Annotated in this window: 11 protein-coding genes; 5 read left to right on the top strand and 6 right to left on the bottom strand. The window is 70.9% G+C overall.

Features of this window, described 5'->3' with window-relative positions:
- Nucleotides 1–19: 19 nt before the first annotated feature.
- Nucleotides 20–649 (bottom strand): ParA family protein, encoded by a 630-nt coding sequence (locus tag EAT51_RS12840; protein ID WP_130520805.1) that lies wholly within the window; start codon nt 647–649, stop codon nt 20–22.
- 128 nt (nt 650–777) lie between these two features.
- Between EAT51_RS12840 and EAT51_RS12835 the strand changes: the two genes are divergently transcribed.
- The gene (locus tag EAT51_RS12835; protein WP_130520803.1) at nt 778–2,265 is read left to right on the top strand and encodes an AAA family ATPase; all 1,488 of its coding nucleotides are present in this window, start codon (nt 778–780) and stop codon (nt 2,263–2,265) included.
- 181 nt (nt 2,266–2,446) lie between these two features.
- The gene (locus tag EAT51_RS12830) at nt 2,447–3,223 is read left to right on the top strand and encodes a hypothetical protein (protein WP_130561717.1); all 777 of its coding nucleotides are present in this window, start codon (nt 2,447–2,449) and stop codon (nt 3,221–3,223) included.
- 14 nt (nt 3,224–3,237) lie between these two features.
- Here EAT51_RS12830 and EAT51_RS12825 read toward each other — a convergent pair whose 3' ends face one another.
- Together EAT51_RS12825 and EAT51_RS12820 are read right to left on the bottom strand one after the other, a co-directional pair.
- Entirely contained in the window at nt 3,238–4,338 is a 1,101-nt protein-coding gene (locus EAT51_RS12825) for a hypothetical protein (RefSeq protein ID WP_130520799.1), read from the bottom strand.
- Nucleotides 4,339–4,380: 42 nt separating this feature from the next.
- Entirely contained in the window at nt 4,381–5,298 is a 918-nt protein-coding gene (locus EAT51_RS12820) for an AEC family transporter (protein ID WP_130520796.1), read from the bottom strand.
- 162 nt (nt 5,299–5,460) lie between these two features.
- Here EAT51_RS12820 and EAT51_RS12815 point away from each other — a divergent pair, with 162 nt between their 5' ends.
- Together EAT51_RS12815 and ilvA are read left to right on the top strand one after the other, a co-directional pair.
- Nucleotides 5,461–9,174, top strand: a complete 3,714-nt coding sequence (locus tag EAT51_RS12815; protein ID WP_130561716.1) for an indolepyruvate ferredoxin oxidoreductase family protein — start codon at nt 5,461–5,463, stop codon at nt 9,172–9,174.
- A gap of 169 nt (nt 9,175–9,343) precedes the next feature.
- Complete coding sequence (ilvA, locus tag EAT51_RS12810; protein ID WP_130524608.1) at nt 9,344–10,888, top strand: threonine ammonia-lyase, biosynthetic; 1,545 nt, start codon at nt 9,344–9,346, stop codon at nt 10,886–10,888.
- A 427-nt stretch (nt 10,889–11,315) separates the two neighbouring features.
- Here ilvA and EAT51_RS12805 read toward each other — a convergent pair whose 3' ends face one another.
- The 3 genes from EAT51_RS12805 to egtB are packed head-to-tail and all read right to left on the bottom strand — an operon-like array spanning nt 11,316 to nt 13,866.
- Nucleotides 11,316–11,594, bottom strand: a complete 279-nt coding sequence (locus EAT51_RS12805) for a DUF3253 domain-containing protein (RefSeq protein ID WP_130520790.1) — start codon at nt 11,592–11,594, stop codon at nt 11,316–11,318.
- On the bottom strand, nt 11,591–12,577 hold the full coding sequence (gene egtD, locus EAT51_RS12800) for an L-histidine N(alpha)-methyltransferase (protein ID WP_130520788.1): 987 nt from the start codon (nt 12,575–12,577) through the stop codon (nt 11,591–11,593). The genes EAT51_RS12805 and egtD overlap by 4 nt, the downstream gene beginning before the upstream one ends.
- The gene (gene egtB / locus EAT51_RS12795) at nt 12,574–13,866 is read right to left on the bottom strand and encodes an ergothioneine biosynthesis protein EgtB (protein ID WP_130520785.1); all 1,293 of its coding nucleotides are present in this window, start codon (nt 13,864–13,866) and stop codon (nt 12,574–12,576) included. The genes egtD and egtB overlap by 4 nt, the downstream gene beginning before the upstream one ends.
- A 72-nt stretch (nt 13,867–13,938) precedes the next feature.
- On the opposite strand from egtB, the gene EAT51_RS12790 reads away from it, so the two are divergent.
- The gene (locus tag EAT51_RS12790) at nt 13,939–15,114 is read left to right on the top strand and encodes an aminotransferase class V-fold PLP-dependent enzyme (protein WP_130520783.1); all 1,176 of its coding nucleotides are present in this window, start codon (nt 13,939–13,941) and stop codon (nt 15,112–15,114) included.
- Nucleotides 15,115–15,322: the final 208 nt, after the last annotated feature.

Raw genomic sequence — 15,322 nt, 5'->3', positions numbered from 1 at the left:
CTTATCGGGAGCTGCGTGATCAGACCGCATCCAGCCAGGCGAGCAGCGGCTGCCAGTCCTGCTGGTGATCGCGCACCTGCAGGGAGTGGTAATCGAACAGGCTGCGTCCCAGTCCGGCCATGACCACATAGGCCTGGGTATCGCGCAGGGTGGCGACCACCGGATAGGGCCATTCTCCCATCATCTCCAGTGCCTGCTGGGCGGTGTGGGTCCAGGGCTTGGCGCGGTTGAGGACCAGGCCCACCGGCAGCTTGCGCTTGTGCACGCGCGGGACCTTGGACAGCGAGTTGAGGAAGCCGACGGTGGCTTCGATGTCGAGCCCTGAGGGCAGTACCGGCACCACCACCGCATCGGCGGCGTCCAGCAGCGCTTCCAGCTCATCGGCCATGGCGCCGGCGCGGCCGTCGGCGATCACGGTCTGGGTGTCGGCCGGCAGCCTGGACGCCCACTTCTTGCCGGTGCCGCTGAGCGGCAACACGGCGCTGGGAAGCTCGGCGCGGCGCTGGGCCCAGCGCGTGGCCGATTCCTGGGGATCGGCGTCCACCAGGACCGTGCGCTGGCCCTGCAGGGCGTAATACGCGGCCAGATTGGTGGCCACCGTGGTCTTGCCCGCACCGCCCTTGGAACTGGCGACCAGGATGGTCTTCATGCGCTCACGCCTTCGCACTCGTCCGGGAAGCCGGAGCGTACACCGTCGGCCGTGAAAGCCACCAGCCGGCCTCCGGCCCGTGGCGAGGGTGCGCTCTGCTATGTTCGCTCGCCCCGCAAGGAGTGCCCATGAGCGAGTTGAAGGACCTGACCGCGCTGATCCGCGCCGGAACGCCGCTGATCGTCATCGAGACCCAGGACGAGGCGCGCGTGGTGGACCTGTTCCGCCAGTCCCTGGCCCAGGTCTGGCGCGCGCTCTATCGCTGGTCGGCCACCGAGGGCCTGCGCCGGCTGGACATGGACCGCGAGGACGCGGCCGAAGGCGCGCCCGAGGCCGGTGCGGCCCTGCAGGCGATCAAGGCGGCCGAGCAGCGCGGCGTCTACCTGCTGCTCGACTTCGCCCCGTATCTGGAATACGCCGGCCACCAGCGCCAGCTGCGCGACATCGTCCAGCGCCGCCATTGCCAGCCGCACGTGGTGGTGCTGGTCGGCGCCCGGGTCGCGCTGCCCGAAACGCTCGAGCCGCTGGCGGTGCGCTTCAGCCCGCGCCTGCCCGATGCAGCGGCGCTGCTGAAGATGCTGCGCGAGGAAGTGGCCGCCTACCCGGCCGAGAACGGCGGGCGGCGGGTCGAGGTGGACACTGCCGCGGCCCAGCAGATCATCCGCAACCTGGCCGGGCTGGACCTGGTCGACGCGCGGCGCATCGCGCGCCACCTGATCTACGACGACGGCGTGCTCGGCCCTGGCGATCTGCCGCAGCTGGCCAGGCTGAAGTTCGAGCTGCTCGGCCGTGGCGGCCAGCTGCAGTACGAATACGACGGCACGCGGCTGGACGAGGTGGCCGGCGCCGACCGGCTCAAGCGCTGGATCGCCCAGCGCCGCAGCGTGTTCGCCTCCACCGCGCCGCCGCCGGGCCTGGACCCGCCGCGCGGCATGCTGCTGCTGGGGGTGCAGGGCTGCGGCAAGTCGATGCTGGCCAAGGCCACCGCGGCCGGGTTCGGCGTGCCGCTGCTGCGCCTGGACATGGGCGCGCTGTACGACAAGTACCACGGCGAGACCGAGAAGAACCTGCGCAAGGCGCTGGCCGCGGCCGAGCAGCTGGCGCCGTGCGTGCTGTGGATCGACGAGATCGAGAAGGGCCTGGCCAGCAGCGGGAGCGGCGAGGATGGCGGCGTGTCCCGGCGCGTGCTCGGCAGCCTGCTGACCTGGATGGCCGAGCGCAGCGCGCCGGTGTTCGTCGTGGCCACCGCCAACCAGGTCCACGAACTGCCGCCGGAGCTGCTGCGCAAGGGACGCTTCGACGAGATCTTCTTCGTCGACCTGCCCGACGCCGACACGCGGGTCGAGCTGCTGCGGCTGCATCTGGGCCGACGCAGGCTGGTGGCCGAGGACTTCGCCCTGCCTGCGCTGGCCGCGGCCAGCGACGGCTTCTCCGGCGCCGAGATCGAGCAGGCCATCGTCTCGGGCCTGTACACCGCACACGCCGAGGGCCGCGCCCTGGACACCGACGGCCTGATGCGCGAGATCCGCACCACCCGCCCGCTCTCGGTGCTGATGGCCGAGCAGGTCCAGGCGCTGCGCGACTGGGCCCGCGGCCGCACCGTGCCGGCACACTGAGGCGCGGGTGTGCGACGGCGGCCAAGCGCGCCGCTGGGCCCAGGTGGGGTGAACCGCGTGGAAGACGCTACCAATCCTCACTCATTTCCCTGTAATTCCAAATACTTGTCGCTTGTCGCAAGGGCCGCGCTGACGTACGCTCAGGGGTCTCACGGATCCCGACGGAACGGCCCCGTAGTCCATGGAACACTCCCTTCCCCACCCCCAGACCTGCGAGGAGGCCACGCCCTCGCAGGTGGCCGCCGAGCTGATCGCGCGGCATCAGCAGGCCGACGGCCGCGTCGCCGTGCTCGATCTGGCGCGCCAGGTGCCCGCCACCGCGCGCGCCAGCCACATCGAAGTGCAGGTGCTGGCGCAGGAAGTCGCCGTGCGCCTGCCCATCCCCGTCGCGCGCAAGCTGCTGTCCGGCTTCCCGCCCTTCAGCCTGGTTCCGCGCGCGCCGTGGCAGCGCAAGAGCCTGCTGTACCGCGCGCTGGACGCGCTGGCGCCACTGCGCTGGGTGCGCTATCGGCTGGGCCGCTCGCGCTATGCCTGGGTGCGCCAGCGCGCGGCGCATCGCCAGGGCCTGGAGGCGTTCACCGTGGTCGAACGCGCCACCGACGCGGCCGTGGCCCGCTTCGCGCGCGTGGTCGACCTGCATTGCTTTGCCGACCTGTTCGGCCGCGACGGCGATTTCCGCGACACGGTGGTCGCGCTGGTGTGCGAGCACGCCGCGCCCGAGCTGCGCGATCCCTCCGGAGCCGAGCAGCGCCTGAACATGGCCGCCCTGCTCGACCTGACCGCCTGGCACCAGGGACAGCGCGGCGACGCCGCCACCCAACTGGGCGCCGAACTGGTGATGCTGGCCATCCCGGCCTCGGTGTTCGAGCGGGTCACGGCGGCGATCCGCCAGTGCATGTCCCAGCGCACGCCGGTCGTCCCGGCGCAGGCGCCTTCCCAGGAGATGGCGGCCGCCTGAAGGCCGGCGGGGCGCTACCGCGACCCTGCCACTGTCGCCCTGTCCGACGTCCAGCCCGCGGGCGGGTTGAGCGGCCAGTGGTTGGCGTCCAGCAGACGTCGCAGGGCGACGATCTCGCCGTCGCGCAGTCGCCAATCCAGGTAGGTGTCCAGCGGAACTTCGCCCGTTGCCGGCGGCAGGAAGCGCGAACCTTCGGCCAGGAGCCATTGCAGCTGCCGCCGCTCCTCGCGCCAGCGCAGTTCCTGCGGGGTGTCCGCCGTCAGGCGCGTCATCACGCCGATGCCGAGCAGGCGGCTGATCAGGTCGCTGCCGTCCCGCGCCATCAGCGCGAACACCGATTTGCAGTCGTCCCAGCGTTCGCGGTCGTCGTGGGTATGCGTTTCATCGCAATAGCGGGTGACCACGCCCAGATTGGGCATCGGCCGCGTCGCCAGCATGGTCAGCACGTTGAACCTGGGCCAGTCCGCCAGTTGCGAGCCGTTGGGTATAGCGTTCTGCGCCGCGAGCGCCTGGCGCAGCGCTGCATCCATGGGAGGCACCGGCATGCCGGAGACTGCATCCGCCAGCAGGCCGCCGAACTCGATCTGCATCGCGTCGTAGCGCGTCGCCTGCGTGGCCGCGCGCCAGGCCTTGGCCGCTGCCTTGGCATCGCCGCGCTGCTGGGCCTCGATGAAGGCGAGCAGCTGCACGAACAGGTTGTCGCCTTCCTCGCGCTGCAGGAACGCAAGCGCGCCGGCCGCGTCGCATTGCACGTTGGCCCCGGGGCATCCCATCGCCTCGAAGCGTGCGACCAGCGCATCGCGCGGCCGCGCATCGAGCGCGGCCTGCATCCAGACACCGGGCTCGTCGATCCCGGCGGCAGGCGGCTTGCCCGTGCCTTGCCGTGCGTCGGCGTCGTCGCGTGGCCACAGCACGGCGGCGGCATAGAGATCGCGCGCCTGGCCGCTGGAGGCCACGCCGCGCAGGTGCAGCTGCAGGGCCTGGTCGTACTGCGCCTGCCAGGCCTTGAAGCGCTGCTCGGACGCGGTCTGGTCGGCCGCGGCCTGCGCCTGCGCACGGACCGGAAGCACCTGAAAGGCCAGCAGCAGAACGGCGGCGAAGGCAAAGCGGCGCATGTCGGTTCGTCCCTGAAAACCCGACCTCGAGGATGACACGTCTCAAGGCGCCAGGTGCGGCAACAGCCAGGCCAGCAGGGGCAGCGTGGCCAGCGACAGCACGATGGAGTAACCGGTCAGCGCCGCGCACAGGCGCGGGGCCAGGTTGTGCGAGATGGCCAGCGCCGCGGCGGTGATCATGGTCGGCATGGCCGACTCGAGCACGTTGACCTGGAACAGCTGGCCACGCAGACCGAAGGCGTAGGACAGTGGAATGGCCAGCGCCGGCATCACCAGCAGGCGCAGCGCCAGGCCCACGGCCAGCGGCTTGAGTTCATGGCGCGGCAGCCGCAGCTGGATCGACAGGCCGACCGAGAGCATCACCAGCGGCAGCATCGCATCGGCCAGGCGCTGCAGGCCGCTGGCGATCCAGGCCGGCGGCGCGGCGGGCATCAGCGTGACGGCGAACACCAGCGCCCACAGCGGCGGGAACTTCACCACCCGCAGGACGAGCTGCCTGGCCCCCGGCGGCGTCTCGCCCGAGTAGCGCGCCAGGATCACGATGCCGAGCGTGGACAGCATCAGGAAGGTGCCGAACTGGTCGTACACCACCGCATAGGGCAGCGCATGGTCGCCCAGCAGCGCCCGCACCATCGGATAGCCGATGAAGCTGGAGTTGGAGAAGCCCACGCAGATCAGCAGCGCGGCCTGTTCGCTGCGCGCCAGCTTCAAGGCGCGGCCGGCGATGGCGACCAGGCCATAGACCGCGCCCATCAGGATCCACGGCGTCAGCATCAGGCCCAGCAGCGAAGGATCCAGGTGCAGGCGCGGCACGAAAGTCAGCACCGCCGCCGGCAGGCAGACGTAGAGCACTACCAGATTGAGCACATGCGCCGCCCCTTCCGGGAACAGGCGCAGCCGCGCGAACAACAGCCCCAGGGCCAGCATGGCCAGGATCAGGGCGAAGGCATCGAAGGCCATGCGTTTCCTTGCGCGGACAGGCGCGAGAGCGTGGATCGGGCGCATTGTCGCAACGCGCCTGCCGCAACGCCAAGTGAGGCCGGCCCCGAGGCGGTTGTAGACTGCCGCCGCGCCAGGCCCATCGCCACGCGCACGCCACGCCGCTTTCCACCGGGCCAGCCCATGACCAGCACCGCAGAACTCACCTCGCCTTCGTCCGCCGACACGCCGGCGCTGGCCACGCTGGATACCGACTACACCCTGGAGCACAAGTACACGCGCACCGACGGGCGCATCTACCTGTCCGGCGTGCAGGCGCTGGTGCGGCTGCCGCTGATGCAGCGCCTGCGCGACGATGCGGCCGGCCTGAACACCGCCGGCTTCGTCAGCGGCTATCGCGGCAGCCCGCTGGGCGGCTTCGACCTGGAGCTGTGGCGCGCGCGCCGGCACCTGGATGCGGCCAAGGTGAAGTTCCAGCCCGGCCTCAACGAGGACCTGGCTGCCACCATGCTGTGGGGCACGCAGCAGACCACGCTGTTCCCGGGCGCCACCGTCGCGGGCGTGTACGGCATGTGGTACGGCAAGGGCCCGGGCGTGGACCGCAGCGGCGATGTGTTCAAGCACGCCAACGCGGCGGGCACCTCGCCGCTGGGCGGCGTGCTGGCGCTGGCCGCCGACGACCACGCCTGCCGCAGCTCGACCCTGCCGCACGGCAGCGAGGAAGAGTTCGTCAGCGCGATGATGCCGGTGCTCAATCCGGCCGGCGTGCAGGACATCCTCGACCTGGGCCTGGTCGGCTGGGCGATGAGCCGCTACACCGGGCGCTGGATCGGCTTCAAGACCATCGCCGAGACCGTGGAGTCCTCGGCCTCGGTGGACGTGGATCCGTTCGCGCGGCGGATCGTGCTGCCGGAGGACTTCACCATGCCGGCCGGCGGCCTGAGCATCCGCTGGCCCGATCCGCCGCTGGACCAGGAGATGCGCCTGCATCGCTACGCGGTGGCCGCCGCGCAGGCCTTCGCCCGCGCCAACCAGGTCGACCGGGTGGTGCTGGACTCGCCGCGCGCGCGGCTGGGCATCGTCACCACCGGCAAGAGCTACTTGGACGTGCTGCAGGCGCTGGAGTACCTGGGCCTGGACGAGGCGGCCTGCCGCGACATCGGCATCCGCGTCTACAAGATCGGCATGAGCTGGCCGCTGGAGCCGGTGGGCATCACCGCCTTCGCGCGCGGGCTGGAGGACATCGTCGTGGTGGAGGAGAAGAAGGCCTTCATCGAGCGGCAGATGAAGGAGCTGTTCTACAACTGGCCGGCCAGCGCCGGCGCGCGGCCCAGCATCGTGGGCAAGTACGACGAGGCCGGCGCCTGGATCCTGCCCTCCACCGGCGAGCTGACCCCGGCCACCATCGCCGGCGTGATCGGCGCGCGCATCCTGCGCTTCGCCAGGACCGAATCGATCGAGCAGCGCCTGCGCTGGATGGAGGCCAAGGAAGCCGAGATGGCGCTGCCGCGCGCCAGCTTCCCGCGCGTGCCGCACTACTGCAGCGGCTGCCCGCACAACACCTCCACCGTCGTGCCCGAGGGCGCGCGCGCGATGGGCGGCATCGGCTGCCACTACATGGTCACCTGGATGGACCGCAGCACCGACACCTTCACCCACATGGGCGGCGAAGGCGTGACCTGGTCGGGGCAGGCGCCGTTCACCGCGACCGAGCATGTGTTCCAGAACCTGGGCGACGGCACCTACTTCCACAGCGGCTCGCTGGCCATCCGCCAGTCGATCGCCACCGGCGTCAACATCACCTACAAGATCCTCTACAACGACGCTGTCGCCATGACCGGCGGCCAGCCCGTCGATGGTCCGCTGAGCGTGCCGGACATCGCCGCGCAGATGCGCGCCGAGGGCGTGCAGACCCTCGTGCTGGTGTCCGACGAGATCGCCAGGTGGTCGCGGCGGCGCGACCTGTTCCCGCCGGACACCGAATTCCACGACCGCGCCGAACTGGACAGCGTGCAGGCGCGCCTGCGCCAGGTGCGCGGCGTGTCGGTGCTGATCTATGAGCAGACCTGCGCCACCGAGAAGCGCCGCCGCCGCAAGCGCGGCAAGCTGGTCGATCCGCCCAAGCGGGTGATGATCAACTCGCTGGTGTGCGAGGGCTGCGGCGACTGCGGGCAGAAGAGCTTCTGCGTGTCGGTGCTGCCCAAGGAGACCGAGTTCGGCCGCAAGCGCGCCATCGACCAGTCCAACTGCAACAAGGACTACTCCTGCGTGTCGGGCTTCTGCCCCAGCTTCGTCACCGTGCACGACGGCCGGCCGCGCAAGGGCCAGCGCAGCGAGGCCTCCGCGCTGCTCGAGGCGCTGCCGGCGCCGGCGTTCAAGTCCGACCTGGGCGAGCCCTGGAACATTCTGATCACCGGCGTCGGCGGCACCGGCGTGGTGACCATCGGCGCGCTGCTGGGCATGGCCGGGCACCTGGAGGGCAAGGGCGCCAGCGTGCTCGACCAGACCGGACTGGCGCAGAAGGGCGGTGCGGTCACCACCCACGTGCGCCTGGCGCGCGCGCCGCAGGACCTGCACGCCGTGCGCATCGCCGCCGGCGAGGCCGACCTGGTGCTGGGCTGCGACATGGTGGTGGTCAACGACTACTGGGTGCTGTCCAAGGTGCGCGGCGAGCGCGCGCAGGTGGTGCTCAACACCTATGAGGCCATGCCCGGCACCTTCACCACGCACCCGGACATGCAGTTCCCCGCGGCCGAGATCATCGCCGGGGTCAACGTCGCCCTGGGCGGCCGCGACCCGCTGTTGCTCGATGCCACCCAGCTGGCCACCGCGCTGCTGGGCGATGCCATCGCCACCAATCTGTTCATGCTGGGCTATGCCTGGCAGCAGGGGCTGGTGCCGATCGCATTCGAGGCGCTGATGCGCGCCATCGAGCTCAACGGCGCGGCCATCGAGATGAACAAGACCGCTTTCGCCTGGGGCCGCCTGGCCGCGGTCGATCTGCCCGTCGTGCAGCAGGCCGCCGGCCTGGTGCGCAATACCGAGACCCGCGAGGAGCACGTGCCGCGCAACCTGCGTGTGCTGCCGCCGGGCGACTGGGAAGGCACCGAATGGGGCGCCACCAGCGCGCCGCGCAATCCCGACAACGCGCGCAGCGTGCGCGGCCTGCCCGACACGGCCGCGGCCACCGCCGACGGCGTGGTGCTGCTGCCGCTGGACGACGCGCGCCTGTCGCGCACCCTGGACGAGGCCATCGCGCGCCGCAGCGCCTTCCTGGTCGACTACCAGGACGCCGCCTACGCGGCGCGCTATGCCGATTTCGTCGCCCGGGTCCGCGAGGCCGAGAGCGCCCGGGCGCCCGGCTCGACGGCGCTGACCGAGGCGGTGGCGCGCTATCTGTTCAAGCTGATGGCCTACAAGGACGAGTACGAGGTCGCGCGGCTGTATACCAGCGGGGAATTCCAGCGCCAGCTCGAACAGCAGTTCGAAGGCGACTACACCCTGCAGTTCCACCTGGCCCCGCCGCTGCTAGCCAGGCGCGACGCCAAGGGCGAGCTGGTCAAGCGCGCCTACGGGCCGTGGATGCTGCGCGCGTTCGGCGTGCTGGCCCGGCTGAAGTTCCTGCGCGGCGGCGTGTTCGACGTGTTCGGCCGCAGCGCCGAGCGGCGCATGGAGCGCCAGCTGATCGAGGACTACCGCCGCACCGTGGCCGGCCTGCTGGACACGCTCGACGCCGAGCGCCTGCCGCTGGCCGTGCGCATCGCCAGCCTGCCCGAGCGGATCCGCGGCTATGGCCACATCAAGGAGCGCCACCTGCACGCGGCCCGGGCGCAGGAGGCGCAGCTGCTGGCGCAGTGGCGCAACCCGAAGGCCATCCCGATCGTGCAGGCGGCCTGAGGGTCTGCCGCTCCTGTGGGAGCCGCCATGGCGGCGATGAGGCTTTCCCGGTAAGGCCCCATCGCCGCCATGGCGGCTCCCACGGAAGCAGAAGATGCGGCGGTCGCCGATGCTTCCAACCGCAACCAAGCCCCAGCAAACCTAACGCGCGCTGTAGCATGGCGGCCCTATGACCGCACCGCTCAAGCCTGCCGATTACCTCAGGAAAATCCTCACCGCGCGCGTCTACGACGTGGCCGTCGAGACGCCGCTGGAGCCGGCACGCATTCTCAGCCAGCGGCTGCACAACAAGGTCCTGCTCAAGCGCGAGGATCAGCAGCCGGTCTTCAGCTTCAAGCTGCGCGGCGCCTATAACAAGATGGCGCATCTGAGCCCCGAACAGCTGCAGCGCGGGGTGATCTGCGCCTCGGCCGGCAACCATGCCCAGGGCGTGGCGCTGGGCGCGCACCGGCTGGGCACGCGCGCGGTGATCGTGATGCCGGTGACCACGCCGCGGCTGAAGATCGACGCGGTCAAGGCGCTGGGCGGCGAGGTGGTGCTGCACGGCGACAGCTACTCGGACGCCTACACCCATGCGGTGACGCTGGAACAGCAGCAGGGCCTGACCTTCGTCCATCCCTTCGACGACCCGGACGTGATCGCCGGCCAGGGCACCATCGCCATGGAGCTGCTGCGGCAGCATCCCGGTCCACTGGATGCGGTGTTCGTGGCGGTCGGCGGCGGCGGGCTGATCTCGGGCGTGGCCAACTACATCAAGGCCCTGCGCCCGGAGATCAAGGTGATCGGCGTGCAGATGGCCGACTCCGATGCGATGGTCCGCTCGGTCAAGGCGCGCAAGCGCGTGGCGCTGACCGAGGTCGGCCTGTTCGCCGACGGCACGGCGGTCAAGCAGGTCGGCCGGGAGACCTTCCGCATCGCCCGCGGGCTGGTGGACGCATTCGTCGTGGTCGACACCGACGCGGTCTGCGCGGCGATCAAGGATGTCTTCGTCGACACGCGCGGCATCGTCGAGCCCTCCGGCGCGATGGCGGTGGCGGCGATCAAGCAGTACGTGGCCACGCACAAGACCAAGGGCGCCACCTACGCGGCGATCCTGTGCGGGGCCAACATGAACTTCGACCGCCTGCGCTTCGTCGCCGAGCGCGCCGAGGTCGGCGAGGAGCGCGAGGCGCTGTTCGCGGTCACCATCCCGGAAGAGCGCGGCAGCTTCCTGCGCTTCTGCGAACTGGTCGACCAGCTGCCCGGCGGGCCGCGCAACGTCACCGAATTCAACTACCGCATCAGCGACGCGGCGCAGGCGCATGTGTTCGTCGGCCTGACCACGCACGGCAAGGGCGAGTCGTCGAAGATCGCGGCCAACTTCCAGCGCCACGGCTTCGCCACGCTGGACCTGACCTTCGACGAGCTGGCCAAGGAACACGTGCGGCACATGGTGGGCGGACACTCGACGCTGGCCCAGGACGAGCGGCTGCTGCGCTTCGTGTTCCCCGAGCGGCCCGGCGCGCTGCTCAAGTTCCTGACCCTGCTCAAGCCGAGCTGGAACATCAGCCTGTTCCACTACCGCAACCAGGGCGCCGACTACGCGCGCACGCTGGTCGGCCTGCAGGTGCCGGCCAAGGACAACGCCGCCTTCGCCCGCTTCCTGGACACGCTGGGCTACCCCTGCGTGGAAGAGACCGACAACCCGGTGTACCGGCTGTTCCTGCGCAAGTAGCGCTCCTGCCTCTCCCCGTTGCGCGCAGCGCGGGTGGAGGTTGGGAGGGGTGCTGTTGCCGTTGGCACAGGCACGAGCAACGGCAACGGCAACAGCTAACCCCACCCCAGCCCTCCCCTTCGCTTCGCGAAAGGGAGGGGGCAGAGGCCCGCGAACTTGCTGCAATCAGCGGCTGCCGGGGTAGCGCGGTATGCGCTGCTGCGAACGCCGCTTTTGCCCCTCCCCTTTGCGCGCAGCGCAAGGGGGAGGTTGGGAGGGGGTGCTTTTGCTTTTGCTTTGCTTTTGCTGTTGGCACGAGCAACGGCAACAGCAACAGCCAACCTCTCCCCAGCCCTCCCCTTCGCTTCGCGAAAGGGAGGGGGCAGAAGCAGCTCGAGGCCTTGGCTTCACGCTCGGCCAGCAGGCGTACGCCGCGCGAGACGAGCGGCTAGGGTGCGTCGAAGCGTTCGCCGCGGCGCAGGCGCACGGGGCCCTTGGCGTCCTCGATCCGCACGGTGCGCCGCCGCTGGGTGACCTCGATCCGCTGCGCCTGCGCCAGGTGCGCCGCCGCCTCGCGCACGGCCGGCATCAGCGCGCGCCATACGGCCTCGTCATCGCCCAGGGCGCGCGCCACTTCGGAGGGGCAGATCGAGGCCTGCGCCTCGCGCTCGGCCAGCAGCCGCAGGATGGTCGCCTCGACGCACGCCGGTGCGTCGGGCGCGGTCACAGCGGCTGCAGCAGACGCAGGCCGAACCAGTCGCGGGCGTCGTTCCAGCCGTGGGTCACCTTCAGCCCCGCGCGCGCGGCCAGCTGGGCGAAGCGCGCATCGGTGTACTTGTGGCTGTACTCGACCTGCATGGCCTCGCCCTCGGCGAAGTCAAAACGCCGCCCACCCACGTGCACGGTCTGCGCCCGCTGGCTGACCAGGAAGGTCTCGATGCGCAGCCGCTCGCGCACATAGATGGCGCGATGGGCGAATGCGTCCAGGTCGAAATCGCTGCCGATCTCGCGGTTGAGCCGCGCCAGCAGGTTGAGGGTGAAGGCGGCCGTGATCCCGGCGGCATCGTTGTAGGCCGCCTCGATCAGCGCCGGATCCTTGTCCAGGTCGATGCCGACCAAGGCGCAGCCGCCCGGCCCCATCGTCTGGCGCATCCCGTCCAGCAAGGCCTGCGCGGCCTCGTCGGTGAAGTTGCCCAGGGTCGAGCCGGGAAAGAACATCACCGTACGCTGCGCCGGCCGTGCGCTCTCGGGCAAGTCGAGCGGCTTGGTGAAGTCCGCGCACACCGGCAGCATCTCGATCGCGGGGAAATGCTCGGACAGGCGCGCGGTGGCCTGCACCACCGCCGTGCGCGAGATCTCCACCGGCGTATAGGCCACCGGGGCGTGCAGGTGTTCGAGCAGCAGCTCGGTCTTGCGGCCGCTGCCGCTGCCGTACTCGACCACGTGCGCGCCCGGGCCGATGGCCTGGGCGATGGAGGGCAGTCGCTGCTCCAGCAGGGCCAGCTCGGTGCGGGTCAGGTAGTACACGGGCAGATGCGTGATCGCCTCGAACAGGCGCGAGCCCTCCGCATCGTAGAAGTACTTGGACGGCAGCGTCTTGGGATCGCGCGAAAGGCCCTCCAGCGCATCGGCGGTGATGTCGTCGGGCTTGGGGCGCAGGTCGGTCAGCGCGTCACGGGCGCGGGTCATGGCGCAGGCGGCAGCGTTCAAGGCAGGTCCTTGGCAAGGCGCATGCCGGCGTACTGCCAGCGCGCGTCGGAGGGGAAGAAATTGCGGTAACTGGCGCGGATGTGCGTGCGCGAGGTGGCGCAGCTGCCGCCGCGCAGCACCCACTGGGCATTCATGAACTTGCCGTTGTATTCGCCCAGCGAGCCGGGCCAGGGCGCGAAGCCGGGATACGGCAGGTAGGCACTGCCGGTCCATTCCCACACATCGCCGAACAGCTGCGACAGGCCGGTGTCGGTGCCGGGCTGCGAGCGCGGATGCAGCAGGCCGTCCTCGACGAAATGGCCTTCGGCCGGCACGCCGGTGGCAGCCAGTTCCCACTCGGCCTCGGTCGGCAGGCGCGCGCCGGCCCAGCGCGCGAAGGCGTCGGCCTCGAACAGGCTCAGGCCGCTGACCGGCGCATCCGGATCGCGCTCACGCCAGCCGCCCAGGGTGAACTCACGCGCGCCGTCCTCGTGCCAGTACAGCGGGCGCTGCCAGTCGCGGGCGCGCACCGTCGCCCAGCCGTCGCTGAGCCAGTGCGCCGGCGTGCGATAGCCACCGTCATCGACGAAGGCGGCGAACTCGGCATTGCTCACCGGCCGGCTGGCCAGGGCGTGCGCGGCCACCAGCGTGCGATGGCGCGGCGATTCGTTGTCGTAGGCGAAGTCCTGCGCCTGCGGCCAGGGCGCCGCGCCGATCTGGGCGATCTGTTCCTCGCGCGCACACCAGCGCAGCGGCGCGCCCGCGGCGCGCGGCGCGGGCAGATCCTCGCGATAGGCGGGCTGCAGCGGGTTGCTCCACAGCGCGTGGCGGATGTCGGTCAGCAGCAGCTCCTGGTGCTGCTGTTCGTGCTGGATGCCGAGCTGCACGATGTCCAGCGCCTGATCGTCCAGCGCCCGCGCCTGCAGCCGCGCGCACAGCGCCTCTTCGACCGCCGCGCGATAGGCGCGCACCTGCGCCAGCGTCGGTCGCGACAGCATCCCGCGGCGCGGGCGCGCATGCATCGGCCCGACGCTGTTGTAGTAGCTGTTGAACAGGTAGTCCCAGGCCGGGTCGAAGGCGCGATAGCCCGCGTCGGCGCCCAGCACGAAGCGCTCGAAGAACCAGGTCGTATGCGCCAGATGCCACTTGGCCGGGCTGGCGTCGTCCATGCTCTGCACCATCGCGTCCTCGGCGCTGAGCGGCGCGGCCAGCCGGGCGGTGAGGGCGCGCATGGTCTGGAACGCGGACAGCAGCGTCTGCGATCGCGCGTCGCGGTCGCGATGCGCCTGGCGGGGTGGGAGGGCATGCATGGGCCCATGCTAGGGGGCGGCGGTGAACGCCCTGTTATGCCCACCTGCGTCCTGTGCAGCTAGGCTGCACACATGCGCGATACGCCGACGTTCCCCGCCCCTGTCCCGTGGCCGCAGCGCCAGCGTGCCTTCGCCACGCCGACCGACGCCATCTACCTGGACGCGGCCTCCAAGGGCGCACGGCTGCGCCATGTGCTGGACGGCGCGCACGCCATGCTGGAGGCCGAGGCCGCGCCGTGGTGGCTGCCGCACGCCGACTGGATGCGGCGCATCGAGGACGCGCGCGCGCTGGCCGCGCAGGTGCTGTTCGACGGCGATGGCGAGGGCCTGGCGATGGTGCCCTCGGCCGCGCACGGCCTGGCCACCGCCGCCGCCAACCTGCCGCTGCGGCGCGGCCAGGCGGTGCTGGTGCTGGAAGGCCAGTTTCCGTCCAACCTGCTCGCCTGGCAGCAGCGCTGCGCGCAGGCCGGCGCGCACGTGGTCGGCGCCGCGCCGCGCGCGGACGAGACGCTCACCGAGGCGGTGCTGCGCACCATCGACCGCACGCCCCAGCTGGCCATTGCCACCCTGCCCCATTGCTACTGGCACGACGGCCGCGTGCTCGATCTCGACGCCATCGCCGACGCCGTGCACGCGCGCGGCGCGGCCCTGGTGCTGGACCTGAGCCAGAGCCTGGGCGTGCTGCCGCTGCAGCTGGCGCGCTGGCGGCCGGACTTCGTGGTGGCGGTGGGCTACAAGTGGCTGCTGGGCACGATGGGGCTGACCTGGCTGTGGGCCAGCCCGCGCTGGCGCGACGAAGGCGTGCCGCTGGAGCAGCACTGGGTCGCGCGCGATGCGGGCGCGGATTGGGTGTTCCCGCTCGACACGCCACCGCCCTACCTGCCGGGCGCACGCCGCTTCGACGCCGGCGGCATCGCCGATCCGCTGCGCCTGCTCCTGACCCACGGCGGCCTGGCCCAGCTGCAGGCCTGGCAGCCGGCCCGCATCGCCGCGGCGCTGGGCGAGGTCACCGCCGCGCTGGATGCGGCCCTGGACGCGCGCGGGCTGTCGGCGTGGAAGACGCCGGGGCATGCGCCGCATATTGCGGGGTTGCGGGTGCCGGCCGAGCGGTTTGACGCGGTGGCGGGGGCGTTCGCGCGGCGGGGGGTGATCTGTTCGCGGCGGCAGGGGTGTTTGCGGTTGGCGCCGTATCTGATGGTGGCGGCGGAGCAGATGGAGGAAGTGGTCGAGATCGCAGCGAGCGCCTAGCGCCGTTGCCGTTGCTGTTGCTGTTGCTGTTGCTGTTGCTGTTGCTGTTGCTGTTGCTGTTGCTCGAGAGCTTCTGCTTTTGCTGTTGCTTTACCTGTCTGAGCCGTAAAGCACGCCGAGCACCGCAGCGAAGCAGGGCCGAAGAGGCGCCCTGTTTGAGCGAAGCGAGTTTGGGCGCCGTCCCTAAAAGGGGATAAATGCCCTGCTT

Origin of the sequence: Pseudoxanthomonas winnipegensis, from assembly GCF_004283755.1 — a bacterium.
Lineage (GTDB): Bacteria > Pseudomonadota > Gammaproteobacteria > Xanthomonadales > Xanthomonadaceae > Pseudoxanthomonas_A > Pseudoxanthomonas_A winnipegensis.
The sequence above is the reverse complement of the archived record's forward strand: the minus strand, read 5'-3'. Positions and strand labels throughout refer to the sequence as shown.